Origin of the sequence: Corallococcus sp. 4LFB, assembly GCF_046520365.1 — a bacterium.
In the GTDB taxonomy this organism is placed as follows: domain Bacteria; phylum Myxococcota; class Myxococcia; order Myxococcales; family Myxococcaceae; genus Corallococcus; species Corallococcus caeni.
In genome coordinates, this window is record NZ_JBKGHJ010000025.1 from 1 (window position 1) to 25317 (window position 25317).

Sequence of the window (25317 nt, forward strand, 5' to 3'; positions counted from 1 at the left end):
CGCGAGCTGCGCCGGGCCCGTCTTCGCCGCGCGCAGCGTCACCGGCACCACCTGCTCGCCGCCCTGGCCCAGCTCCACCTTGCGCTGGAGCGCGTCCGCCTGGAGCGCGCCGCCGGGCCGCAGGCTGACGTCCAGCAGCTGGCTGCCCTTGGACTTCTCACCGGCCGCCAGCCGCACCGACGCGAGCGCCTCGTCGCCCTCGCGCAGGAACTGCGGCAGCGCCGCGTAGAGGTTCAGCCCGCCGCGCGAGGCGAACTCCGCCGTGCCCTCGCCGAAGCGGCCGGACGTGTCCGCCGCCACCGCCGTCACCACCCAGAGCGTCTGGTTGGAGGGCAGCGTGAAGCGCACCGTCGCGCGCCCGTCCCGGTCCGTCACCACCGCCGGGTCCCAGTGCGCCGTGTCCTTCTCCAGGTCCTTCGCGTTGCGGCTGGGCGGCTTGATGGACGCGAACGCATGGTCCGGCAGCCCCGCCATCTTGCGCGCCAGCTGCTCGCCGTAGCCGTAGCCCTGGAACTCCGCCGAGTAGAAGCTCGTCACGTTGTCGCGCGCGGGCGGATAGAAGAAGTCCAGCACGCCGGGGCGGAACTCGGACTGGATGGCGTAGACGGCCTTGTCCACCACGCCCACGGACAGCTGCGCGGACACGCCGTTGCCGTCGCTGTCGGTGACGCGCACGTCGATGGCCTGCTCCGTGAGCGGCAGCGCCTCCGCGCGGCGCGGCTGCAGCGCCACCGTGAGCGTGCGCTCCCTGGGCACCACGCGGAACGACACCGTGCGCTCCTCCCAGCGGCCCGTCGCCGTGGGGTACGCCACGGACGCGTACACCGCGCTGCCGAAGCGCTTCTCCACCGGGAAGGCGTGCACCAGCGTGCGGCCCTTCAACGGCACCACCGCGGTGCCGTACAGGCCCGCGCCCGTCAGCGTCACCCACACGGGCCCCGCGTCGCGGCCGCCCTGGCCCCAGCCGTCCGGCATGAGCGCCACCAGCTTCGCGCTGTCCCCCGGCGCCAGCGTGCCGGACAGCGACGCGAGCGTGAGGTTGGGCACCTGCGCCACGGGCTCGTCCGCGCCGCCGATGACGAGCAGCGACTCCTCGCCCGTCCACGCCTCGCCCTTCTTGTCCTTCACCGTCACGCTCGCGACCACCCGGCCCACGTCGGTGGTGGGCACCGTCAGGCGCGACGTGCCGTCCTGCTGCGTGGTGAAGGCCTGCGTGCCCAGCCCCTTCTCGCTGCCGTCCGCGCGGACCAGCATGAACTCCACCTGCCCCGTCGTGACGCCATAGGGCTTGCCGGACAGCGTGGTGGCGCGCACGGACAGCTGCGCGTCGGAGCCCTTCTGCACCACCGCGTCCGAGTACCGCGCCACGCCCAGCACCTCCACCTTCGACAGGAAGAAGGCGGCGGTGCCGTTGGCGAACGTCTCCTGATCATCCCGCGCGCGCACGGTGAGACTGTAACGGTACGGCAGCCGCTCCTCGCCCGGCTTGAGCGCGGGCACGGCGACCTCCACCTGGGCCTCGCCGTCCGCGTCGAACTCGCTGGCGGTGGACCACGGATCGTCCGTGGCCTCGCGCTCCGCGACGGAGGAGTACAGCCGCTCCGGCACGCTCAGCTTGCCCTCGCTGCTGGACGCGGTGCCGTAGGTCACCGCGCTGCCCTGGCCGCCGCGGCCGGAGTCGTCCACCCACGCGGGCGCGTCCAGCAGGCTGCGGTAGAGGAACACCTCGTACTTCGCGCCCTTGGGCACGCCGCCCGCGTAGCGCCGCGCGCGCACCGTCACGCTCACCGTGGAGCCCGGCACCACCGTCTCCGACGCCGGCTGCACCTCCAGGTAGAACGTGGGCTTCACGTAGTCCTGCACGCGCGCCTCGCCCTGGTGCGGGTGCGTGTCCAGGTCCGCCTCGATGCGCAGCACGCCCGTGCCCAGGTCGTCCGGCACCTTGAGCGTGCCGTTGAACGCGCCGAACTCGTCCACCGCCGCGCGCGTGACGATTTCACGGCCCTCCTGCGACACCAGCTTCACGCGCACGTCGCGCTTCTTCGGCGTGAAGAGGCGCGCGAGGAACGTGTCCGGCTGCCGCACGAGCCCGCGGAACTTCACCTCGTTGCCCGGCTTGTAGATGGGCCGGTCGCTGTAGATGAACACGTCCGGCGCCACCGCCAGCGCGGAGTAGAAGTCCGTGTCCACGATGGCCGTGTCCTGCCCCGCCGTCACCGTCGCGAGGATGCGCGGCTCCGTCACCGCGAGCGTCACCTCGCCCTTGTCGTCCGTCGTGCCCGTGGGGCCCTTGCCCGTGGGCAGGTACACCTGCACCTGCGCCCCCGCGCGCGGCTGCTGATCCCTCCCCGCCACGCGCACCAGCACCTGGCCGTCGGTCTGCTTGAGCTGCACGGTGACGTCGCTGACGACGAGCACCACCTGCCCCTCCACCCGGCCCTGCACCAACTGGAGCACGTACGTGCCCGCGGGCAGCGGCGCGAGCAGCACGCGGCGCTCCTGGAAGCCGCTGCTCCCACCGCCCGTGTCGAAGCCTGGCACGTTGAAGTCCCGGTCCGCGCCGCCCAGGTCCAGGTTGAGCCACTGGCTGCGCACCACGGAGAAGCCCGACGGCGTGCCCACCAGCTTCTCCGGCCCCTCGGCCACCTTCGCCAGCGGCTCGCCGGACGACGACTCCGCCGGCGGCTTCGGCAGCGCCTCCCCCACCTCCTGGCGGAACGCGGGCGACAGCGCCTCCATCAGGACGATGCCCGGCGAGCGCACCGCGTTGAGGCCCCGGCTCAGGCCGCGGCCGGGGTTGAACAGCGTGGGCGGCGTCTGGTACGCGCGCCGCAGGTCGCCCTGCGCGCGGATGAACGCGTCCAGGTTCGCGGGCTTGAGCACGCGCAGCTCGACGGGGCCCTTGTCCTCGAAGGCGACGTCCACCGCCACCGGCTCGCCGCTGCCGTAGGAGCGCGGGACGGTGAGGTAGAGCGGCTTGGCCAGCGCCACGCCGGACAGCAGGAGCGCGGCCAGCGCCGCGAAACGCAGGGAGGTCTTCATGTCCCGAACCCTTCCGACAGCATGACGTAGCCCCGCACGTTGCCGCGGAAGCCCAGGTACGGCAGGGCCTCCAGGTCGCGGCGGGCCGCTTCGATTTCAGGAGGTGCCGCCTTGGGCAGCGGAGAGGAGCGGTCCACCCGCGCCTCGGACGTGTAGCCGTCCATCGCGAGCCCGCTGAGCAGCCGCCCCGTGTTGACGCCCAGCACCACCGTGGAGGGCGCGCGCAGGCCCGCCACCACCGGGCCCGCGGCGTTGAGCATGTTGGGCGCGCGGCCCTCGCACGCCTTCTGGAGCCGCTCCACCTCCTGCGGGCTGGTGGCCAGCACCACGTGCTTGCACAGCGTGGCGCGCGTCAGCGTCCGGGCGCCGCCGGAGAACAGCGCGGACAGGCCCTCCGCGTCCTTCTCATCACCCCACAGCAGGGCCAGCTCCGGCTCCAGCGACCTGCTGCCACGCGGCGTCCACACCACGGCCACCTGGCGCGTGCGCGTCCGGGGCTGGCCCTGGTTCTTCCAGAAGGCGTTGAGCTGCGCGGGCTCCAGTGACTCCGGCAGCGTGAGCTGGAACGCGAACAGCACCGGCGTGTCCTCCGGCACCAGCTTGAGCAGGTCATCGGAGAGGGGCTTGCCGTCGTAGGCGGTCCCGTCCGGGCGGAGCTTCCCGGCGATGCCCTTCGCCACCAGCCGGTCGCCGTCCACGCGCAGCTGCAGCCGCGTGTCCTCGCCCAGGCCCAGCACGTGGGTGAAGAGCTGCGCCTCGCGGCCGTAGGCGTTCGGGTCGAAGCCCACCTCCACGTCCACGCCGTCGTCCGCGTCCAGCTCCGGCAGCGGCGTGCACAACGCCTGGAGCACCACCACCGGGTGCCGCGCGAGCACCAGCCGGTCCTCCGTGCGCGCGGCCCACACCGCCTGCTCCGCGACGAGCCAGCGCGACAGGTGGAAGCCCCCGTCAGGCGCCTTCTCCGCCATGCCGGACGGGCAGCTCTCCGCGACCATCTCCCCGCGCTTCGCCACCGCGTCCAGCGCGTCCCACGCCGCCTGCGACGTCTTGTTCGCCTGGGGGACGAGGAGCGCGGGCGTGCCCACGCGCGCGTCGCCGCTGAACCACACGGCGCGGAAGGGCGTGTCGAGCAGCGGCCCCGCGACGACGTCCAGCACCGCGCCCTTGAAGGACGCCTTCAGGTCCGTGCCGGTGGAGCCCAGGAACGCGGCCCAGCCGCTCACGAAGCCCTGGCCCAGCGGCTTGTCCCACTGCGCCTTCAGCCACGCGTTGCGCGCCAGCGCGTCGCGCACCTTCGCGGGCGAGTGCACGTCCACCCAGATGGCGGCGGTGGCAGCAGCGCCGGGCACTTCCATCGTCGTGGGCTCGGAGGGCATGTCCGGCATGCCCTCCACGGTGGCGCCCGCGGTCGGCGGGCCCTTGGGTTCACCGGAGGAGAAGGCCGGGCCGGAGCCGCCGCCCCCGCCGCTCTTGCGGCCGACGACGAAGGCGCCCACGCCGACGCCCACGACGAGGGCGCCGATGAGCGCGATGCGCACGGCGGACGAGCGGCCCTTGCCTCCGCCTCCAGCGGGGGGCGGCGGGCTCACGGGAGACGTCATGACATCCACTCCTTGAAGCGGAAGAAGCCGAGGAAGGCGGCGTTGGCCGGCACGGGGCGCCACTCCAGCGGCGCCTCGGTGGCGAGCGAGTCCAGGACGCCGGTGCGCACGCGCGCGCCGGCCTCACCGGGGTGGTAGACGACGCGCGCGGGGGCATGGGCCCGGTCCTCCGGGCGCACCACGAGCATCAGGTGGAAGACGGGCCCCGCGTCGTGCTCCTGGCGGAAGGCCAGCACGTCCCCGCTGCGAAGCTGTTCGAGCGCATCCGCGCCCCGGCCCAGGGGGACGAAGCTGAGGCTGATCAACGTCTCCGCGTCCGCGAAGTCCGAGGGCCCGCGAGCATCCCGCCACAGCGGAGAGGCCAGGCGCTCCGAGGCCACGCGCCGGTAGGCCGTGCGGTACGCGTAGCGGATGAGGCCCGCGCAGTCGCGCTGCGCGGGCTGCCACGCCGCGTCCGGGCCTTCACTGCGCGAGCGCCACTGCGCGACCTCCCGGCGCAGGAGCCGCGCGCGAGTCTCCGGAGCGACGGGCTCCGCCGCGATGACCGCGCCCTCACGCGAGGCGGACGCAGGGGGCTGGGCGCGAGGCCCCACGGAGGAACGCGCCGTCGTGCCCTGCGCGGACACGGCCGGCGTCCCGGACGGAGCCGGGCCAGCGTGGAGCAGCAGCGTGAGCATCAGGACGCGCATGGCTTCGGCCGTGCCGGGGGCGCCGGTCGCTTCAATAGCCGCCTTCGCCTTCACCGGAGTCGCCGCTCGTCTGGAGCTCCTTGAGCGCCTCCTCCAGGTTCGTGGGCCAGCCCTTGCCCTTCGGCTTCGGATCCGCGGACGGCACGTACACCTCCGCCTGCCCGTCTCCCAGGATGTTCACCCACGCGAGCACGCGCGTCGTGCCGGGCGTCGCCAGCGGGATGCGCACGCGGCGGCGGACCTCGCCCGGCGTGCCCTCGAAGAGCGCCAGGTTGAGCGTGGCCACCGTGTGCGCCTTGTCCCCGCTGGGCCAGTAGTTCGTCGCCACCAGGTACACGCCCTTGGGCGGCGCGCGGTGGATGTAGAGGTAGGGGCCGTAGGCCGGCTGGTCGAAGTCGCCGCCCTGCTCGTTGAGGAAGAACGTGCCGCCGGACGGGCTCTCCGTGTTCGCCCAGTACACGTGCGCCATCGACCCCACGTTCAGCGTGTCGCCCGCGCTGCTCGCGTCCGTGGGCTCGTAGATGTGCAGGTCCGTGTAGACGCCGTCCGTGTCGCTCGTGAGGATGGCCTTGAGCGGCACCGGGGGCACCTGCGCGTAGCTCGTCGCCTGCGTGCGCGCCGTGCCGCCCTTGTTCGTCGCCATCACCGTCACGACGTTCTTGCCGCTGGCCGCGGGGAACTTGCGGCTGAAGCGCCCGCCTTCGGTGCGCATCAGGTAGCGGTCGCCGTTGATGGACACGACCACCGGATCCACCGTGGGGTCGCTCACCGTGCCCTCAATCCGCAGCATCCGGTCCACCGTCCACCCGCCGGACGGCGCGCTCAACACCACCGTGGGGACCTTGTCCCCCCGGCCAATGGGCACACCCTGCTGGCGAGCGGAGACCGGCGGCGCCGTCTGCGACAGCAGCCCGGCGAGAAGGACGGAGAGCATCATGGAGCCTGGGGGCCTGGACGTGGGTTGCGCGAACCGCGTGTCCGCGAAAAGACACAGCGTGCGGCAAGCTCCCGCCTCTTTTCAAGCCACCCGCCCCCGACCGGTCCCACGGCCCGGGAGGCCCCCCCCACCGCGACGCCAGGCATCGCGGGTTCCACCCCCTCCTCGCGTGTCCGTCCGTCCACCCTCGGGCCCGGACACCCACGGTCACGCGTCAGAAGGGCGCTGCCTCCACGGCCTGCCTACTGCGGGCGCTCCCAGCCGTGGCGGTTCACGAAGTCCGACACGATGGCGGCCGTCATGTCGCGAATCTTCTCCACCTCCGCCGCGGACTTGCCCGCCGTGTCCTCCATGGGCCAGTCCTCGCGCGTCTGGTTCTCCACCGCCGGCGCGTCCGGCAGGCCGCCCAGCGTCACCAAAATCTGCGCGCTCTTCGCCAGCTCCGGCGTCAGCCGCTGCGGCTTCGCGTCTCCCAGGTCCACGCCCATCTCCTTCATGGTCGCGAGTACCTCGGGATGCAGACGCTCGGCCGGCTGCGTCCCCGCGGAGATGGCGCGCGCCTTCGCCGGGTCCGCCAGCAGGTTGAAGAAGGCCGCCGCGATCTGCGAGCGACCCGCGTTCTGCGTACAAGCGAAGATGACCGTGTTCATCGCACCGCCTTTGGAGTGTTGAGAATCATGAGGTTCCTGGGCTTCCTGGGAAGTATCACATCCTGAGCGGGGAAGAGGACAACGCTCGCCCGCCCCCAGCCCATCCCTTCGGCCTGGGGTGTCAGGACCGGGGCTGTGGGTAGGATTTGACTCCGCGCGAGGGCTTTGCCCGAGCGGATGCCGGGGACGTGCCTACGTTGAAGGGGTCATGCAAAGCACCCCTTCCTGGGCCTGGATCGTCTTCTGGGCGCTGCTGCTCGCGCTGCTGGTGGTGGACCTGCTCGCGCACCGGGGCGGGCGGGGGCAGTCGCGCCGGGCGGCGCTCCTGTGGAGCCTGGCGTGGGTGGGGCTGGGCCTGGGCTTCTGCGGCTTCGTGTGGGTGACGCTGGGCAGCCAGCACGGCCATGAATACCTGGCGGCGTGGCTCATCGAGAAGAGCCTCAGCCTGGACAACGTCTTCGTCTTCCTGGTCATCTTCCGCAGCCTGAACGTGCCCCACCGCTACCAGCACGAGGTGCTCTTCCTGGGCATCTTCGGCGCGCTGGTGTTCCGCGCCCTGTTCATCTTCGTGGGGGCGGCGGCGCTGCAGCGCTGGGGCTGGGTGTCGTACGTCTTCGGCGCCATCCTGCTCGTCACCGCGTGGCGCGTCCTGCGCGAGGACCCGTCGAAGCAGGAGGACAACCGCGTCGTGCGCTGGCTGTCGAAGAAGCTGCCGGTGACGGACCAGGTGGAGGGGCCGCACTTCCTGGTGAAGCACCAGGGCCGCAGGCTCGCCACGCCGCTGCTGCTGGCGCTGGTGGGCCTGGAGGTGACGGACATCCTGTTCGCGGTGGACTCGGTGCCGGCGGCGTTCTCCGTCACCACCGACACGTTCATCCTCTACAGCTCCAACGCCTTCGCCATCCTGGGGCTGCGCGCGCTCTACCTCGTCATCGCCGGGGCCGTGGGGCAGCTGAAGTACCTGCACTACGGCCTGGCGGGGGTGCTGGCGTTCGCGGGCGTGAAGATGGTGGTGGAGGAGTGGGTGCACATCCCGCCGCTCCTGTCGGTGGCCATCATCCTCGTGGTGATTGGCGGCGCGGTGGGGGCCAGCCTCGCGCACCGGCGCTCCGGGCGTCAGGTGGAGGCCTGACGCTTCAGGGCGTGGGCAGGCCCGCGGTGCCGGCGGCCTCCAGGGGCTTCGTCATCAGCTCGTCGAACGTGGGGTTCGCCGCCTTCGCGACGCGCTCCGCGTGCTTCTTCAGGAGGGCGGCGTTGGCGTCCTTCACGTCCCTGCCCGAGGCGAGCTCCAGCTGGGTGATGTACTTGCGCAGCCCCGCGCGGCGCTGCTCCAGTTGCAGCCGCTGGGCCTCGGTGAGCTTCGGGTCCTCCAGCTGCGGCGCCAGCGCGGCGAGCTGCGCCTCCAGCTGCGCGAGGTTCGTTGGATCCGACGCCAGGGGCACCGCCGCCACGCCCGCGTCCGGCACCGCCTCCGGCGGCGGGTACACCACGGCGGTGAGGCGGCGGAACTCCTGGGGCGACATGCGCCGCGCTTCCAGGTTCTGGAGGAGCACGGCCTGGGCCTTGCCCATCATCCGCATGGAGGCGCCAGCGGCCTGGAGCATCGCGCGCCGGCCCCCGCGGTTGAGCGCCTCGCCGTGCGTCCGCATGAACTCGAGCGACTCCTGCTCCAGCGCCTGGTAGGCGGGCAGGGTCGCCTCGCGCACCGCGAGGTAGGTCTCCAGCCGCGCCTCCTCCAGCTTCAGCACCTTGCCCGCGGGGGGCGGCTGGAAGGGGTAGCGGGCGTTGAGGTCCGCGGTCCGCTGGGCCCGGGCCTGGGTCTGCGCCAGCACCTCCATGCCGTCGCCGCCCATCTGGCCGGACGCCCAGTAGCCCGTCGCGACCAGCCCTCCGCCCACCAGGAGCAGCCCGCCGGCAGCCAGCCCCACCCCGAGGATCCACTTCCTGTTCATGGCGTCGCTCTCCTTGCGCAAGGGACAGGGCCCGCCCGCCGCCGGAGCCCCTTGGGGAGCCCCTTTGCTACCCGGGCCGTCCCTCCAGGGCAAGCGCGCCCCGGAGGCGCCGCCTCAGCCCCGGGGGGGCGGCTGGCGCGGCAGGTGGACGAGGAAGGTCGTGCCGTCCTGGAGGTTGGAGCGCACGCGCAGCCGGCCGCCGTGCGCGTCCACGATGTGCTTCACGATGAACAGCCCCAGCCCCAGCCCGTGGGCGGCGCGGGAGCCCTCGCGGGCCTCCGCGCGCTTGAGGGGCTCGAAGAGGTGGGGCATCAAAGCCTGCGGAATCGGGTGCCCCTGGTTCTTCACCGCGAGCGTCACCGTCCCCGGCTGGCCGCGCAGCCGCACGCGCACCGGGCAGAAGGCGTCGCCATAGGCGAGTGCGTTGTTCACCAGGTTGGTGATGACCTGCGCCAGCCGGTCCGGGTCGCACCACAGCCGGGTGTCCCCCCGTCCGTCCACCTCCAGGCGCCGGTCCGGGTGGGCCTGCTGCACCTCGTCCATCACCTGGCGCACCAGGTCCAGGAGGTCCACGTCGCGCGGGGCCATGGGGATGCCGCCGCCCAGCCGGGCCTGGGTGAAGTCCAGCACGTCGCGCAGCATGCGGTGCGCGCGCTCGGCGCTGGAGAGGATGCGGGTCACGGCCTTCTGGTCGCGCGGGTCGGCGTCCTCGCGCTTCGTCAGCGTGGTGGCCGCCATGGTGATGGCGGAGATGGGGTTGCGCAGGTCGTGGCCCACGATGCCGATGAGCAGCTGCTCGAACTCCGCGCGGCGCCTCGCCTCCGCCTCGGCCTCGTGCCGGCCGGTGACGTCCTGCATGGCGCCCACCATGCGCACCGGGCGGCCCTGGAGGTCCTTCACCACGCGGCCCCGGTCCTCGACGAAGGCCCAGGTCCCGTCGCCCCGCCTGAGCCGGTACTCGGCCTGCCAGTGGCCCTCCGGGCTGTCGAGCGCCTGCTGCAGCCCCCGCGTCACCCGCTCGCGTTCGTCGGGGTGCAGGCTGCCCGTCCACCAGGCCATGTCCATGATGGGCGGCCCCCGGGACATGTCCAACCGGAGGAGGCGCGGGGCCATGTCGCTCCAGTGGATTTCGCCCGTCACCAGGTCCCAGTCCCAGATGATGTCGCGGGTGGCCTGGGTGGCCAGCCGGTAGCGTGTCTCCGACGCGCGCAGCTCCTGCTCCGCCCGGCGCCGCTCGGTGATGTCCAGCGACACGCCCGACACGCTGACCACGCGCCCTCCCGGGTCGAACACCGGCAGGAGGCGGACCTCGAACCACACGCCCATGAGGTACAGCTCCGTGGACAGCCGCTCGCCGGCCAGCGCGCGCAGGATGACCTCCAGCACGTCCCGCCGGTCCCGGAAGACCTCGAAGACGGAGCGCCCGCGCATCACCTGGGAGGGCATGGCCGTGGACGGCACGCCCTCGCCCTCGAAGAGCGTGAACACGCCCTGCGTGTCGAAGGCCCACAGCACGACGGCAGCTGGGTGAGCACGCGCTGGAGCTGCTCGCGGGCCTCGTCGCGCTCCTGGCGCAGCGTGCGCGTGGCGGTGATGTCCGTGGACACGCCACAGAGGGCCCACGGCTCACCCTCCGCGACGCTGGGCAGGGGGAACTTCATCGTGTGGTAGAGGTGCGGCCCGTCGGGCTGGAGCACCTCCTCGTCGAACACCAGCGGCGCCCTCGCCGCCAGCACCCGGCGGTCGTTGAGCCGGAAGCGCTCCGCCGTCTCCTGGGCGAACAGCTCGAAGTCCGAGCGCCCCAGCACCGACGCGCGCTCGTGGCCGGAGATGGCCTCGAAGGGGCGGTTGATGAAGAGGTACCGCCCGAGCGCGTCCTTCGCGTAGATGGCGGCCGGAGCGTGGTCGAGGATCTCCTGCAGCCGCAGCTCCCGGGAGCGCAGCGCCTGCTCGTGTTGCTGGACGTAGTGGGCCACTGCCTCCGTCAGGCTCCGGTCCAGCGCGCGCCAGAGCATGCGCAGCTCGTCCGTGCGGAGCGGCTGTTGGGACGCATCCAGCACCTCCAGGATGATCTCGCGCAGCAGGCCGTACTCCTGCACCAGCGTGTCCACGCGAGCGCCGGACCGGAAGCGCCGCAGTCCAATCTCCCGGGCATGGGACCAGAACGCCCCCTGGGTCCACGCCTCCACGGTCCCCTGGCGGAGGACGAGCACGAGCGCGTCCACCAGCTTGAGCATCCCCTGCAGCCGCTCCTGGAGCTCCTCGGCCATGCCCGGCGGGGATGGCTCCAGCCGGGCGCGCCAGCGCCGGAGGATGTCCTCGCGCCGCCCCGCCACGAGGTCCGCGAGCGAGTCCGTCGTGGACGCGACAGGGTTCATGCCGGCGCCCCGGAGACACCGGTCGGACAAGGCAGGCCGCCTGCTGTCGGAAGAGTGAGTGTCACCGTGCCCCTGCTCCCTGGACGTAGCCGGAGTGGAGAGAAGATGGGCATCGCGCGCCGTGGGATGGATGGGGCCTGCGGGAGGAGGAGGGGTGGGTTGCCCACCTCTGGGATGGAACCCCGGGGGGTGGCAGGCGGCCCTGGCGGGCCCTTGCGAACCGCTGGGCCCGCCGGGGACCTGGGGGAGCCTGGCGCCCAGGCCCACGGGAGGCGGCAGGTCAGGGCATTCGCGGAGCACGGCATCCGGGGGCAGGCCACGGAGCTGGAGCCGGAAGCCAACATCCAGCCCCTGGCATGGCTCGTCGAGCGCACCGGCGAGGTGCTGGGCAGGCAGGCCACGACGCCCGAAGTGGGCGACGCGCTGCGGGAGAAGGTGCGCAAGGTGCGGCTGTTCGTGGGGGACGCCTTCGGGGCGAAGCTCACGGACGGCACGCGGGACCTCACCACGTCGCGCTGGCCGCTGGACCCGGAGCTGGCCCAGGCGGTGACGGACACGCTGCCGTAGCGTGGACGCTGGCGGGCGCCGGCCCCTGGGACACGGCGCCGGGCAGCGGCCCCACAGGCCCCGGCGGGCACGCCGGGCCTCCAGCTCCAGGGCCTCGAACTCGCCGCGCCGGGAGGCTCCGGCCGGCGGGACGAACAGCGTGCACGCGTAGCCCCGCTGGACGAGCAGCGCGTTCACGTCCTGGCCGTCCACGGACACGTAGGCGAGCCGCCGTCCGAAGCGGTCCGTGCACGCCTCCGCGTCCCGCAGCCGCACCGTGCGGCCCTCCACGAGCGAGCGGTTGAACGCCGTGGCCTCCTCGCCGAAGCAGTCGTCGTGGCCCCGGGTCGTCTCCGGGGTGTCGGCCAGCAGGTAGCGGACCCGCTCGCCGTCCTGGAGCACCACGGTGTCCCCGTCGATGACCTTCGTCACCACGCCCGTGGCCGGTCCGCACTCCCCTTCCCCGCCGCCACAGGCGCAGAGGACGGTGAGCCACAGCAGCCATCCCAGGCCTCGCGTCCTCATGGCGCGCACGTCCGGTTCTCCCGGCCCGGGGTGCCCCGGTCGCCCACGCCGTACGTCGCGCCGGCGGGCGTGGGACAGAAGGCTCCGGCCGCGTCGTTGCCGGTGGCATCCCGCACACGCGAATCCAGCTGCGACGACACCCCGGGGCTCGCGGCGTTCGTGAAGGCCACCGAGTCCAGGACGGTCCCCTGCGCTGACAGCTTGAGCACATGGGTCCCCGCGGCGTTGCCCAGGCCGAACCCGAACGTGCCGAGCACGGCGGGCAACCCACCATTGAGCGAAGCGTCGTCGCCGCGCGCGAGGACCGCGAAGCCGCCGGCCTTCATCGAAAGGCACAGCGGGGACTCCAGGAGGGAGCTGCCCGCCTCGTTGGCGAGCGTCACCCCGTTGAGGTCCACCTCGCGCAGCGCGAGCACCTCCACCCATTCCCCCAGCGCATCCGGGACGGCAGCGGGATCCGCCATGAACTCGGTGAGCACCAGCGAGCCCACGGAGGGAGCGCGGAGCGCGCGGGGCTGTCCCGTCGTCCTGTCGATGCAGCCTGCCTGCGTGGCTCCCGCGTCCGTGCAGGTGCGGTTGGTCCGCCCCGGTGTGCCCAGGTTGCCCTTGTCACCGTAGGCTTCCGTGGCCGCGCACCAGGACGCGGCGGCGTCGTTGCCCTTCGCGTCGGCGGTGAGCGGCGCGGACACCTGGGTGGCCACGCCATCCTGGGCCGGGCCATACAGCGCGCTGTCGATGAGCACGCCTCCCGCGCGCACGGCGACCACACCGCCCGCGTTGCGCAGGTCCACGGAGAACGTGGCCAGGGGCTCCGGCAGGCCGCCGTTCACCTCCGGCTCCTTCCTGCGCGCGAGCAGCGCGGACTCTCCGGCGGCGAGGGACAGGCAGCGCTCCGACTCCAGACGTGTGCCGGAGGTGTCCGTCCCCACCGTCAGTCCATTGAGGTCCACGGGCACGGTGGCGCGGACCTCCAGCCACTCGCCCACCGTGTCGTCGCCTCGCGGGTTGGCCATCACCTCGGTGATGATCAGCGCTCCTGGACGCGGGGGTTGAACCTCCCGGGGCAACACCGCTCCCGGCGGCAGGCACGTCGTGACGCCGGAAGGCACTCCGCCGTCCGCCAGCGCGGGACACGGCGCGTTCGCGCTTCCTGGACTGCCCCGCGTCCCGCCCGGTGCGGACTCCGGCGCATCGCACCAGCGCGACAGGTCGTCATTCCCCTCCGCATCAGGCACGAGCCGGCCGTCATAGGTCCGGGCCGCGCCCGACTTCGCTGGCGCGCCGAGCACCACCGTGTCGAGCACGCGCGTCCCGCACCGCAGGCCCAGCAGTCCCGTGCTGTTCCCCAGCGCGCCGAGCGCCTCCCCGTAGGTCCTGTCGACATGCTCGGGCAGCGCCCCCTCGCGCACGTCGCCCAGCACGAAGAAGGTCCCTGCATCCACCGGCAGGCCCGTGGTGAACGTGTAGACCCGCTCCTGTGCCGCCTCGTCGCGCGCGGTGAAGAGCGTCACGCCCAGCAGGTCCACGGTCTCGCGGGTGGGGTTGTGGAGCTCCACGTACTCCTTGCCCGTGTCCGCGCCCGCGGGGTCGTTGAGGTACTCGGTGATGACGAGGTCCCCCGGCAACAGCGCTTCACAGGCCTGCGGCTCCTCCTCCCACGTGGCAGCCCGCACGCCCCCATCCATCCCAGCACCCATCCCAAGCCCAGCCTCACACCCCATCCCCGCACTGCCCAAGCCGCCACACTCCGCTCCCTTCAGAACCGCGTCTCCACTTCCAGCGCGAACAGGTGCCGGGGCGCATCCGGCGGCGTCCGGGCACCTCGCGCGTCCTTCAAGTCGACGACCCATGCGTACCGGGCCCGCGTCGTCACGGCGTCGGCCGCCGTCCAGCTCGCATCGAGCGTGGCCCGGAAGGACTGCTCCAGCCGGTTGCGCGTCGCCAGGTCCTCGTCCTTCCACACGGCGCGGCCCCGCAGCCTCACGGCTTCACAAGGGCGCACCTGGGTTTCCACCACCGCATGCGCGTCCTGCCGCACGCCGTGGTTCACCGGCTCATCCACGCGCGCATGCGCGTACTGCGCGGCCACGGACACGGCGTCGTGAAGCTCCGCCTTCACCCGGGCCGTCACACGCAAGAGCGACCCTGAACAGGGCTCCTCCCCCGAACCGTCGAAGCAGTCCCCCGCCACGCCGACGTCCTTGTCCCGGTACTCGCCCCACAGCGACGGCTGGAACAGCGCATGCGCCCGCCAGTCCGCCCGGGCCGAGGCCCGCAGGTTCACCGTGCCGGCAGTGCCCACCGCCGCGCCGTCGGAAGGCAGCGTCCACGCATCCACCTCCCCACGCAGCCGCAGCGCGCCCTCCAACCGGTGCAGGTAGCGGACGCGCGCGCCCACCTCGTTCCGCGCCCGTGAGCCCTCCAGCTCATCCGGCCCGGACGTGGCTCCCATGTAGGGATTGGCGAAGCCACGCCCGTAGGCACGCAGCGACAGCTCCAGCTCCTTCGACGTGCCCGCCACCACCGTGCGCTGGAGCACGCCAAAGCCGCCGCCTCCGCCCGGCGCCGCATCGAACGTGCGCGCCGCCTCCACGAAGAGGTCCACGGGGCCCAGACCCCACGCGCCATCGACGCCCACCGCGCCGAAAGCGCCGCCCGCCGGGTAGCCCGCCGTGGAGCGGAAATCGAGCACCGCGCCCTCCACGCTCCACACCGGCCTCGCGCCCCAGGCCGTCACGCCCAGCTGCGACCGAGAGGTCCACGCCATCGCCGCGTGGCCACCACCCGCCCACTCGTGGAACACGCCGGGCAGCGTGCGCGACACCACCCGTGCGTCCCTTCCCGAAAGCCACACCGCTGGAGCCTTGCAGGCAGCGCCCTCGCAGGACGTCCTCTCCAGCAGGGCATGCGAGAGCAGCGACCGGGACTGATACGAACCAAAGCCTGTCACGGACACCTCCGAGGACGTCCCCACCGCGCCCCGCACCGTGCCCACCACGCCCCGGAAGCCTTCGTCCCACTGGAAGTCCGGCGTCACGTCCGCGCCTCGCTCCTCGGGCGCGCAGGCCCCCTCGCCCAGGAAGCACCAGCGCTCCACGCCGCCCGGCACGCGCACGGCGTCGTCGGGGAGGAAGCCCTCCGGCGTGGGCAGCCCCGTGGTGTCCAGCGTCAGCCGTTGACCGAAGCCCAGCCGGTACGAGCCCACCAGCACGGAAGCCCGCTCGCCTGTCCACTGACCGTGGAACTTGGGCACGGCCAGCGATACACCGGGCGCCTCCGCCACCAGCCTCCGCCGGCTCGCATCCCGGTGCACCGCGCCCAGCCGCCGCCGGGTCAGCGACGTGAGCAGCCCCACGCGCCAGCCCTCCGGCCCCGCCACCCGCACCTGGAGCGCCAGCGGAGGAAGCACCGGATCCGACGCGGCGAACGCCGTCAGCAGCCGCGCATCGCCAGACACCCGCTCCGGATTCGAGGACACGAGGAAGGGCGCCAGCCGGCGCCGCTCCTCCGCCGTCAACCCTCCGGACGCCACGAGCCCATCCACGCGCGCGTACGTCAGCCCCGGCAACGCATAGAGCCCCGCGCGCGACGCCTGCGACGGATCCACGCCCGAGCGCCGCAGCACCAGCAGCGCCGACAGCGTCTGCGCCGTGATGGCGCCGTCCTCCCTCAGCGCGAACAGCGCCTGCTCGCCACTGTCCTCGGGCTCAACCTCATACGAGGCCGCGAGCGACACGAAGGGCAGACCCAGCAGGAACAGCCACACGGCAGCGAGGACGGAACGCACGCGGCGGGCCCTCTGCACGAGCGGGACCACTCTTCCCTACAGCGAAGTCCTGACGAAGCGTCCATCCCATCCCCGGACTCGGCGTCCAGGCAAGGGACGGCGGTCCAATCCCTTGCACGTGGGCGTCGGGCGGTGCGGCTATGCTGCGGCCACATCCTCGCGAGGGCTGGTCGCGTCCGGCCCCAAGAACAGCGCATGGGCCACGTCCACATCCTTCGCCACTTCCCCTCTCCCCAGGAGGGTTTCAACCGCACCGTCCGCATCTACACGCCGGACACCTACGACGCCTGGCGGGACCACCGCTTCCCGGTGCTCTACATGCACGACGGGCAGAACGTCTTCGCGCATCCGGAGTCCGCCGTCTTCGACACGTGGTGCGCCAACCGCGTCGCGGAGGAGAGCGTGAGCGCGGGACGGATGGAGCCGTGGCTCATCGTCGCGGTGGACTCCGGCCCCGGCCGCTTCCAGGAGTACTCGCCATGGGACGAGCCGCGCAACGGCGTCTCCGCGCGCGGCGAGGCCTACGGGCGCTTCCTCGTGGAGGAGCTGAAGCCATACATCGACCGGACGTACCGCACGCGCCAGGGCAGCGAGTGGACCGGCGCCATGGGCTCGTCGCTGGGCGGCCTCATCTCGCTGTACCTGGGGTGGAGGTTCCCGCGAGTGTTCGGGCGCATCGGCGCGCTGTCGCCCACGGTGATGTGGAGCCAGGGCCGCCTGTTCGACGCGTGGCGCGAGCACAGCCAGCGCTGGACGCGCATCTACCTGGACGCGGGCGACACCGAGTTCGTCCACGCGGGCGGCATCCCCCTGGACTACGGCCGGGGCACGCGCGACTTCTTCCACCACCTCAAGGGCCTGGGCTACGGCGACCACGAGGTGTCGCTCGTGCTGGAGCCCGGCGGCGAGCACCACGAGAAGGACTGGCAGCGCCGGCTGCCGGGTGCCATGCAGTGGCTGCTCGGGTGAGTTCCCGCCCGTGACGCGCCGGCCCCGGTCGGTGCCGCCCGAACAGCGGCAGGTCTACGTGCAGGTCGTGGAGGGCCTGCTCCAGCACGGCCTGAAGGGCCAGGTGTCCCCCCACCTGCGGGAACGGCTGCGCCGGGCGGGTGTGGACCTGGACCGGCCGCTCCTGCCGCTCTACCCCGTGCCGCTCTGGACGCGGTGCCTGGACATCGTCGTCGAGGAGGTCTACCCGGACGTGCCCCGGGCGGAGGGCTTCGCCCGGCTCGCCCGGGCGCACGTGGAGGGCTACGGGTCCACGCTCCTGGGGCGCGCGGTGATGGGCGTGATGCGCGTGCTGGGGCCCCGGCGCATGGTGCGGCGGCTGCCGGAGGTCCTGCGCGGCACGGACAACTACACGGAGGCGACGCTCACGGAGCGGGGCCCCACGCACTTCGAGCTGCACCTCAATTCGAGCCTCGGCTCGCCGGGCTACGTGGAGGCCCTCCTCGAGGGGCTGCTGGCCGCGGGCGGCGCGAAGGCGCCTCGCGTGACGAAGGTGCACGACGACGGGGACAGCTCCACGTACGCGCTCACCTGGACGCCGGAGCCCTGACGCTCAGGTCTCCTGGATGAAGCGCACCGCGTCCTGCATCGCTTCGCGGTCCGCGTGGCGCGTGAGGTACATCTCCTCGCCCAGGAGCGAGTGGTAGATGGGCGGCAGCTCGCGGTGCACGAGCAGCGACTTGCCCAGCCGCTCGACGATCTGCGCGTGGGAGTGCTTGTAGCGGCGGCCGTGACGGCGGGCGCTATGACAGACGTGGTGGCGCGGCGTGTACTGGAAGTCCGCCACCGGGTCGCCCGTCACCACGCGGGCATAGAGCCGGTACACGTCGATGTCGCACGTGTAGTTCATCATGTCCGTCATGAAGCCGCCGGGCGGGCGCAGGTTGGCCTCCAGCACGACGAAGCGGCCATCCGGCAGGCGGAAGAACTCCAGGTGGAACCAGCGCTCGCGCAGGCCGAACGCGGCGACGACCTGGCGGCCCAGCACGTCGAGCGCGGCGGGGATGTGCTGGAGGCTCCAGAAGGAGATGTCGCGCCGTTCGGTGACGGTCTCCATGCCGCCGTCGCTGTATTCGTGGCTGAGGTTGAAGACGATGACGCCGTGGCGGTCCACGATGCCGTCGTAGGTGACGATGGTGCCGCGCACGAAGGGCTGGGCCACGTAGGACGTGGGCAGCGGGTGGGCGAGCGCGGCGTCCACCTCCGCGTCGCTGGTGACCTTGAACGTGTGGGCGGCGCCCACGCCCACGTCGGGCTTGAGCACCAGCGGGTAGCCCACGCGCGCGGCGAAGGCCTTCACCTGGTCCGCGTCGCGCACGCGCAGCAGGTCCGGGTGCGGGACGCCGGACGCGTGGAAGACCTCCGCCATGCCGGACTTGGAGCGCAGCTTGAGGATGTCCGCGGGCAGGAGGCCGGGGACGTGGAAGTCCTCGCGCAGGCGGGCTTCGATTTCGAGCCAGGACTCGTTGAGGGACTCGATGCGGTCCATGCGGCCGTGGCGCCAGGTGAGGTAGCCGGTGGCGCGCAGGAGGGCGTCGTAGTCGGTGAGGCTGGGCACGAAGAAGTATTCGCGCAGGGACTCGCGCAGCTCCGGGCGCAGGGACTCGTAGGGCGCGTCACCGATGCCCAGCACGGACACCCCGCGCTCGCGCAGCGCGGCGGCGAAGTGGAAGTACTGGGAGGGGAAGTGGGGGGAGATGAAGACGAAGTTCATGGCTCCTGGCGGGCGAGTCCTCCGCTGGGGATGGACCATACCGGCCCCGCCAGCGCCCTAGAAGCCCGGTGGGAAACAGTGTCCACCAGCGGGGCTCGCGCCGGGGGCCTGGCCTGGGAACACTCGCGCCATGGCGGAGGATTCCAAGGGGTTCACACAGGCGAGGGAGGCGATGGGAAGGCACACCATCCCGGAGCTCATCGACCTGCTGGAGAGCGACGACGTCCGCACCCGGTTCCTGGCGGAGATGTGCCTGAGGGACGCGACGTCCACCTGACTCCACTTCCAGCCCGCGGGTCCGCGGGAAGAGAGGGAGGCCGCGGTGAAGGAGTGGCGCGACTGGTGGGCCGCGCGGAGGGACACGTTCAAGAAGCGCTGGGGCGAGCGGGCCTGAGGTAGCCGCCGCCAGCCACGCCCATCGATCTACGCCGGGTCGGGCCGAAGGTCGCCGACCCTGCCTGTCTGAACGATTTCCTGGATGGCAGACGCGATGCGCTCCCGCGTGACGGAAGCGACGACTACGAGATTGCGCTCAAGAAACACCCTGCCGCCCTTCAGCGCATCGTCAACATCCTGGGTCAAGCGAGCCGGGTCGTACACGGTGAGCGTGTACCGACGCCCCTGAATCACCGCGACAACTCCGGGGAGCCAGCCTTTGGCCTCGACCTCCCAAGCGTAGTCCTCGAAACCAGGAGGGAACTCCAGAACGATGTTGCTCATCACTTGCACCTGATGCCCTGGCACGCGAGAGCAGGGCCAGCCTGATCACGACGTAAGGTGGAAGGTCCATGGCGGTCCGTCACGAGTCAATCCGCACAATCTCCAAGACTTGAGCAGAACCGATGACTCGAGCCCCAGCATGCATCGGGATTTCCATCCCCTGAGCTACGTGCAACCAAGGCTCGGACAGAAACGGCTCGATGACGGCCTCCTTCTCTTGTCCCGGCACCAGCGGTCCTGTGCCATCCAATGTGACAAGCCCCCCATCCAATGTCATCTGGCCATCGTCAGCTCGGCTTCCAATGTTCCAGGATGGCCTGAACTCTTTTCCCAGCGGTCCTTGGGAGCCTCCCTCTTCAGGCGTCAAGAGCCTGACCACTGCACGGATGAGCAAACGCTCTTCCGTGAATCCCTCCAGTTCGTTGCGTTTCGGGTGAGCACAAGTCACTCGTAGTCGACCGGGCGCCACTTCGCGAAGCGACGCACTGCCGCAAGGCCGCGGACTTCGCGCAGGTGGTGCGCGATCTGGCGCGCCACTACCCCAAGGCCCGAACCAGGGGAGTCAGGTGAAACCAAGCATCTGGCTCATCATCTCCCTCGCACATCCAGTACTCAAGCGATTCACGATGGAGGTCTTGCTCAGCACCGAGCAAATTGGCGATCTGACTCCACTCACTCGGCATGCCAAGCCCAGAATCAAGTCTGCGATCGACTGAAGCAAGCATCAACGCCATGAGCGCGACCTTGTCGTCTGGGCTCAAAGACAAAGACCGATATGCCGTCAGAAACTCACCTATACGCGCGGGATCCGCCAGTTCAATTTCCCAGTCCTGTTCTTGGCCACTGGCTGGAAGAGCAAGAGCAGCAGTCAGCTTGACGATGGATGCCTGTTTCAAAACGATCATAAATATCTAGGGAATGGGATAGGCGGTGACGAACCCGTTGGGACCAGGGACCATGGTTGCTCGCGTCGCACCCACTATAGACCCATCGGGCATGATCACCTGTCCGAGTCCTTCGGGGATGCGAATCGAAGCGGGCCCCTCAAGCCCAGCCCTGTGGCTATGCAACAACTCCGCAGCGACCTCATTATCGAGCCACTGTCCTTGGGGCGTGCCGGTTCCGCGAGCCGTATCTGTGAGGCTGCGGGTGTTCTTCGCGCCCGCACCATGCTTTTTGAACGCATGCTGAAACGTCTTGACGCTCTTCCAGTTGACTCCCGCCTTTGCGGCTCCCTTCGAGACCAGCGATGCTCCTCGCGAAACACCGCTGGCAGCGCTGGTTACCATCCCATAGATTGCCGCACCGGCCAACAATGTATGGGCACCAGCCTTGGCGACTCCCAAACTGCACTGCCCAATGCCGCCAGCGGTGCATGAAGATTGCGCTTTTTTGACGCTTTCTCCGGCGGTCACGAACGGAATGAACTCGTTGGCGGCAAAGCTGACCGCAGCAAACTTGCTGACGGGCGCGTAGTGGTCATAGGCCTCCGAGGCATTGAGCATGGTGTCCACCTGCACCCTGAGGCCGTTCATGCCAGCGCATACAACGAACAGATTGCAGGCAAAGTTGTCCGATCCAGGGAAAGCCAACGCCTTGGAGGCCGTCGTCAGCACGGACGTCACACTGGACCGGTAGGGCGCGGAGCTCTGGCCCACGTCATTCGTGTAGTGCCCCGTCGGCACCACCTTCGCGTCATCCAGGGCCGCCACACTGGGCACCCGGAAGTCCACGCTGGGTAGGAAGAGCGCGGGCCCCGGAGCGGCCATGTAGCGCTCCACCAGGCTCATCGCCGGACTCTGCATCGGCGTGGAGCCGCCCCAGCCCCCATCCCACCGGCTCACCAGCGTCCCACCGTAGGGGATGAAGCCGCTGGGGTCGGTGTAGCGGGTCGGGTTGTTCAGGACGTAGGAGTACGCGTTGTATGCCTGGACCGAGCCCGGATCCGCGACGACCGGATCCACACTGAGGAACTTCATCAGTCGCGGGTCGTAGATGCGCCCGCGCATGTTGATGAGCCCCAGGTCATCGTCGTGCTCATGCCCCGTGTAACCCTTCCGTGCGCCCAAATGGAAGCTGCTGGAAGCCTGCGCCAGGTTGCTGGCGTTGCGACGCGCGCCCAAGGGGTCGTACTTGATGCGCTCCACCACCGCGCCGGAAGCGTCGGTGACCGTGTCCTGGCTGCCCTGACGGTCGTTGAGGAAGTAGCGCACGTTTTCCGTGCTTGCCCCCTCGTCCCAGGACAGCTCTCCAATGACACCCTCGGGGCTGGGGATGCTGAGGACGTGCGTCGTCGTCAGGCCCTGCGTGCGGCGCTGGTAGAGGCCCCCCACATAGAGCACGTCCTCCTGAGCGCTCTTCTTCCGAACACGAGCTCCCGACGCGTCGTAACCAAAGGCAACCGTCCTGCCTTCGGCGGTGAGGGTCTTCGGCAGGTCGAACGCGTTGTATTCGACCGTCCGGACGAGAGCACCCGTCGCATCCCGAGACGCGAGCTGGTTGCCCCGGTGGTCGTACTCATAGGTGAACGCGTCACTTCCGAGCTGAGCCTGCTTGACGGCGTGAGGCCCACCGCTCGTGCCTCCGTTGTAGTTCAGCAGGGCGGACGGCTCCCAGCCCGTGACTGGCGAACGGCTGAGCAGGTTGCCAAGGCCGTCGTACTGGAACTGGGTCTCCAAGCGCTGGCAGTTCTGCAACACCCGCCACCACTCCAGCCGGTCGAGCACATCGTAGGAGAACTTCTCCGTCACCCCCACCATCAGGTCATGTCGCGCTGCCAGGTTGTCATTGGCCGTGTACTCGTAGGCGAGCCGCTGGACATTGACGCCACCGCGCTTCGCCTCCAGGAAACGTAGACGCCCCCGGCTGTCGTAGCGCGACTCCCGTTCGACGCCGTTCCCGTACCGCGTCTTCTTCAGACGTCCGGCGCTGTCCCGCTCGAGCGCCGACCAGTAGGACATGAAGAAGGCGCCCGTCCGATAGATGCCCGAGAGCGCGCCACGCGCGTTGTAGGCGTAGCTGAGAGACACCGGCTGCCCGTTGAGCATGACGGGATAGGTGAGCCGGCTTGGCCGGCCGAAATCATCGAACTGTCGGCTCACCACGAGCGAGTCACCCGCTACGTCTTGCTGGGTGTCCGTCTCGCGACCGAATTCGTCGTAGAAGTGATGCGTGGTGACGACTTCGGCCGGGACGGTCAGAACCGTACGGGTCGCCTTCGTCAGGCGCCGCATCGAGCCCATCCCCTGGTCGTACTCGTACGCCAGTTCCTCCTGGTTGTTCTTCGCGCTCAGGACACGCCCAAGCCGGTCCCGCTCGTACGTGGTGATGAGCAACCCCGGCATTCCATCCAGGCCGTCCGCATCACGCTTCACCTCACCGAAGGCGTTGTACCGGTAGGTGCGCGTCCCGGATCCCGGATCCACCGACCGCTCGAGCCGTCCCTGGACGTCGTAGACGTTCAGGCTGCGGTTGCCCTGAGGGTCGTCCGTGGTCTCCAGCCGGCCAAAGGGGCCATAGCCGTACACCATGGTCGCTGCCTTGGGTGTCCCCGCGGCCTCGGTCGCCGCCACCATCAGGCCCCGGTAGTCGAAGACCCTCTTCTTCACCAACTCCAGGGCATCCGTCACGGACGTCTGGGTGGTATAGGCGGTCGGAACCGAGTACTCGAGGTGCTCGACGAGCGTCCCTGTTGGGGACATACCGTCCCCCACGCGGCGCGCAGTGACACGATTCAGGGCGTCGTACTCGTAGGATTCCCAGGTCGGGCTCTCAGTGCTGGTACGCGGAGCCTCCAGCTTCTCAACGCGTCCGAGCGCATCGTATTTGACGCTGGAGACCACCGTCTCACCGTCAAACCGTGGCCCCTGGCTCGAAACCGGCCGGCCCATCGCGTCGAACCGGGTGATGGTTTCCGTCAGCGTCCCCGCCCCCGTCGCCACCTGCGTGCGCTGCTGCAAAAGGGCCCCGTCGCGCTCGTAGAACGTCCGGACGATGGACTGGTCACCTGGCGCGACAGAAGGCCCACGGTAGAGCGGGGTCACCACGCGCGGGCGGCCAAAGCCGTCGTACTGGAAGCGCGTGTGCACATGGTTGGGGTCCTCGGTCTGCGCGAGCACTCCCAAACCCAGATGGAACAAGTACTTCCAGGTCGCCCCTTCAGCATCGGTGGAGGAGACCACCTGCGTCTGGTCGACGTCGTCATACGTGACCGACTCCACGCGCTTGACGCCGCCACCCTCGCGCTCGACGCTGTAGACCAGCCCCCGGGGATCCCGCAGGAAGGTCGTCTTGAGATAGGTCTCGGAGGTCTCCGGCGGCAGGCTGCCCTCGCCGCTGCGCGAAGGCTCCAGTTCAACGCTCTCAACCTGTCCCCGGCCGTCGAACGTGAACGTCTGCGTCCGCACGTTGGCCGCGTCCGCCCCGCCCAGGCAGCCGACCGCCGGAGACCTGGCGCAAGACGTCCAGGAGCTGGTCACGGACCAGGTGCCCTGGGGCCTCCACATCTCCGGATCGAAACCGAGGGCGCCCACGGTGGTGACCTGCTGCACCTGTTCGGTCTTGTTGGCGCCGTGGACAAGCTGGGTGCTCTTGACGGGCGTGCCGTACGCATCAAGCTCCGTGAGGGTCTCTGTTTCAGAAACCACCGTGACGGTGCCGCCCTTGATCTCCTTCACCGTCTCCACGACCCGGCTGGCGTGCTGCTGGTAGGTCGGTGCATACGTCGCCGGATTCCAGCTGTAGCTCCACGTCCGCTGCGTCTGCTGCTTCGCCCCCCCATCCAGGGGCACCTCGACGGTCTCCTTGAGCGGAAGATGCGCCTGGGGAGCCACCGCCTTCCTGGGATAGACAATGGTCGAGTTATACTGGTTTCCGACCGGCTCTCCCACGAAGGAAGTATTATCATAGGCCGTCGTCGTCCGAGCCCCCGTCAGCTCATCCACAATGATCCGCTCGCCAAAGCCAAGCCACCCCAGCCCCTGCGTATCGGAGCGCCCGTCCCGATAGAGATAGCGCCAGCTCCGCTGCTGCTGATCATTGGAGTTGAGCGACATCCGGGAAACCACGCGCATCGACACGGGAGCCAATCGCAGCCAGGGCCTGGAGGGGCGATTCACCGCCTCCGTCGTGTAGAACGGCTCGCTGGGCGTGACGTTGCCGTGGGGATTCGATTGAGAGAGCGGAGCGTACTCGAACGAATAGTTCAGGCCCGAATAAAGCTGATAATTCATGACCTGTGTGTTGCCGTGCACCCGCTTGAGCACATCAATGGCCTTGGTGCGCCGCGCGACCTTCAGCGAGTTCCCCTGGCGCCAGGTGAAATCGAGCAACCCATCGTTGTTGACGTCAATGACCTGGGCCCATTCCGCATTGTCACCACTGGACACCGGCGATGCCGACAGAGTCGACAGGGTGCCGAAGTTTCCTTGCGTCCCTGCGAGCAGAAGCCGAACCGGTTCCCCCTCCTTGAAGATGGCGAAGTCCACACGGCCATCTCCGTCGAAGTCTCCATGCTCCGTCTTGGCCGCCAGCAGGCTCGTGCCGGTATTTCCAGGCAAGGGAAGCTCGCGGGCTTCAGTGAACCCCGCCCCAGTGTTGAGCTGCACCGTGAGCCGAGGGGTCGTATCGGAAAGACTCCTCAGGCCCAGCATCACCGCATCCGCGAGCCCATCGCCATTGACATCCACGAAGTCGAAAGTCGATGCATAAGTGGCGGGCATCCACAGGGGAAGCGCCGGAGGCTTGCGGATGGTGGTCTTGAACACGTC

The 25317-nt window shown here is 70.3% G+C and carries 18 protein-coding genes and 1 pseudogene; 4 read left to right on the plus strand and 15 right to left on the minus strand.

Translation table 11 applies throughout. The annotated features are described in order from the left end of the window. From ACLEQD_RS04875 to ACLEQD_RS04895, 5 genes are all read right to left on the minus strand, one after another. On the minus strand, positions 1-3042 hold a 3042-nt coding region (locus ACLEQD_RS04875; RefSeq protein WP_410382108.1), incomplete at its 3' end, for an MG2 domain-containing protein. Further along, the gene (locus tag ACLEQD_RS04880; RefSeq protein ID WP_410382109.1) at positions 3039-4643 is read right to left on the minus strand and encodes a hypothetical protein; all 1605 of its coding nucleotides are present in this window, start codon (positions 4641-4643) and stop codon (positions 3039-3041) included. The genes ACLEQD_RS04875 and ACLEQD_RS04880, both read right to left, overlap by 4 nt. Beyond that, the gene (locus ACLEQD_RS04885; RefSeq protein ID WP_410382110.1) at positions 4640-5386 is read right to left on the minus strand and encodes a DUF1175 family protein; all 747 of its coding nucleotides are present in this window, start codon (positions 5384-5386) and stop codon (positions 4640-4642) included. The genes ACLEQD_RS04880 and ACLEQD_RS04885 overlap by 4 nt, the downstream gene beginning before the upstream one ends. Next, the gene (locus ACLEQD_RS04890; protein ID WP_410382130.1) at positions 5364-6266 is read right to left on the minus strand and encodes a DUF2135 domain-containing protein; all 903 of its coding nucleotides are present in this window, start codon (positions 6264-6266) and stop codon (positions 5364-5366) included. Before ACLEQD_RS04890 ends, ACLEQD_RS04885 begins: the two co-directional genes overlap by 23 nt. Positions 6267-6511: 245 nt before the next feature. Continuing rightward, positions 6512-6919, minus strand: coding sequence for a low molecular weight phosphatase family protein (locus ACLEQD_RS04895; protein ID WP_410382111.1), 408 nt, complete (start codon positions 6917-6919; stop codon positions 6512-6514). A 208-nt stretch (positions 6920-7127) separates the two neighbouring features. Between ACLEQD_RS04895 and ACLEQD_RS04900 the strand changes: the two genes are divergently transcribed. After that, a complete protein-coding gene (locus ACLEQD_RS04900; RefSeq protein WP_410382112.1) occupies positions 7128-8051 on the plus strand; it encodes a TerC/Alx family metal homeostasis membrane protein in 924 nt (307 codons plus the stop codon). A gap of 4 nt (positions 8052-8055) precedes the next feature. Here ACLEQD_RS04900 and ACLEQD_RS04905 read toward each other — a convergent pair whose 3' ends face one another. The 3 genes from ACLEQD_RS04905 to ACLEQD_RS04915 form a co-directional block, all read right to left on the minus strand. Continuing rightward, a complete protein-coding gene (locus ACLEQD_RS04905) occupies positions 8056-8871 on the minus strand; it encodes a hypothetical protein (RefSeq protein ID WP_410382113.1) in 816 nt (271 codons plus the stop codon). 114 nt (positions 8872-8985) lie between these two features. Continuing rightward, the gene (locus ACLEQD_RS04910; protein WP_410382114.1) at positions 8986-10386 is read right to left on the minus strand and encodes an ATP-binding protein; all 1401 of its coding nucleotides are present in this window, start codon (positions 10384-10386) and stop codon (positions 8986-8988) included. Continuing rightward, on the minus strand, positions 10302-11249 hold the full coding sequence (locus ACLEQD_RS04915; protein ID WP_410382131.1) for a PAS domain-containing protein: 948 nt from the start codon (positions 11247-11249) through the stop codon (positions 10302-10304). Before ACLEQD_RS04915 ends, ACLEQD_RS04910 begins: the two co-directional genes overlap by 85 nt. 213 nt (positions 11250-11462) lie before the next feature. Here ACLEQD_RS04915 and ACLEQD_RS04920 point away from each other — a divergent pair, with 213 nt between their 5' ends. After that, positions 11463-11816 carry a hypothetical protein gene (locus ACLEQD_RS04920; protein WP_410382132.1) on the plus strand — a complete coding sequence of 118 codons (354 nt, stop codon included), beginning with the start codon at positions 11463-11465 and terminating at the stop codon, positions 11814-11816. A gap of 63 nt (positions 11817-11879) precedes the next feature. Here ACLEQD_RS04920 and ACLEQD_RS04925 read toward each other — a convergent pair. The 3 genes and pseudogenes from ACLEQD_RS04925 to ACLEQD_RS04935 form a co-directional block, all read right to left on the minus strand. Further along, positions 11880-12320: pseudogene (locus ACLEQD_RS04925) on the minus strand (thermonuclease family protein); the annotation flags it as partial. After that, positions 12317-13993: a hypothetical protein gene (locus ACLEQD_RS04930; RefSeq protein WP_410382115.1), complete on the minus strand. Its 1677-nt coding sequence runs from the start codon at positions 13991-13993 to the stop codon at positions 12317-12319. The gene ACLEQD_RS04930 and the pseudogene ACLEQD_RS04925, both read right to left, overlap by 4 nt. A gap of 83 nt (positions 13994-14076) precedes the next feature. Further along, positions 14077-16107 (minus strand): hypothetical protein, encoded by a 2031-nt coding sequence (locus ACLEQD_RS04935; protein ID WP_410382116.1) that lies wholly within the window; start codon positions 16105-16107, stop codon positions 14077-14079. Positions 16108-16302: 195 nt separating this feature from the next. Here ACLEQD_RS04935 and ACLEQD_RS04940 point away from each other — a divergent pair, with 195 nt between their 5' ends. Together ACLEQD_RS04940 and ACLEQD_RS04945 are read left to right on the plus strand one after the other, a co-directional pair. Next, the gene (locus tag ACLEQD_RS04940) at positions 16303-17076 is read left to right on the plus strand and encodes an alpha/beta hydrolase (RefSeq protein ID WP_410382117.1); all 774 of its coding nucleotides are present in this window, start codon (positions 16303-16305) and stop codon (positions 17074-17076) included. A gap of 10 nt (positions 17077-17086) precedes the next feature. Next, a complete protein-coding gene (locus tag ACLEQD_RS04945; RefSeq protein ID WP_410382118.1) occupies positions 17087-17665 on the plus strand; it encodes a DUF2378 family protein in 579 nt (192 codons plus the stop codon). Between the two features lie 3 nt (positions 17666-17668). Here the strand turns inward: ACLEQD_RS04945 and ACLEQD_RS04950 are convergent, their stop codons facing one another. The 4 genes from ACLEQD_RS04950 to ACLEQD_RS04965 all read right to left on the minus strand — a co-directional run bounded on the left by ACLEQD_RS04950 (position 17669) and on the right by ACLEQD_RS04965 (position 25314). Then, the gene (locus ACLEQD_RS04950; RefSeq protein ID WP_410382119.1) at positions 17669-18829 is read right to left on the minus strand and encodes an acetyl-CoA carboxylase biotin carboxylase subunit family protein; all 1161 of its coding nucleotides are present in this window, start codon (positions 18827-18829) and stop codon (positions 17669-17671) included. A 423-nt stretch (positions 18830-19252) separates the two neighbouring features. Continuing rightward, positions 19253-19549 carry a hypothetical protein gene (locus tag ACLEQD_RS04955; RefSeq protein ID WP_410382120.1) on the minus strand — a complete coding sequence of 99 codons (297 nt, stop codon included), beginning with the start codon at positions 19547-19549 and terminating at the stop codon, positions 19253-19255. A gap of 536 nt (positions 19550-20085) precedes the next feature. Then, complete coding sequence (locus ACLEQD_RS04960; RefSeq protein ID WP_410382121.1) at positions 20086-20454, minus strand: hypothetical protein; 369 nt, start codon at positions 20452-20454, stop codon at positions 20086-20088. 6 nt (positions 20455-20460) lie between these two features. Then, the gene (locus ACLEQD_RS04965; RefSeq protein WP_410382122.1) at positions 20461-25314 is read right to left on the minus strand and encodes an RHS repeat-associated core domain-containing protein; all 4854 of its coding nucleotides are present in this window, start codon (positions 25312-25314) and stop codon (positions 20461-20463) included. Positions 25315-25317: the final 3 nt, after the last annotated feature.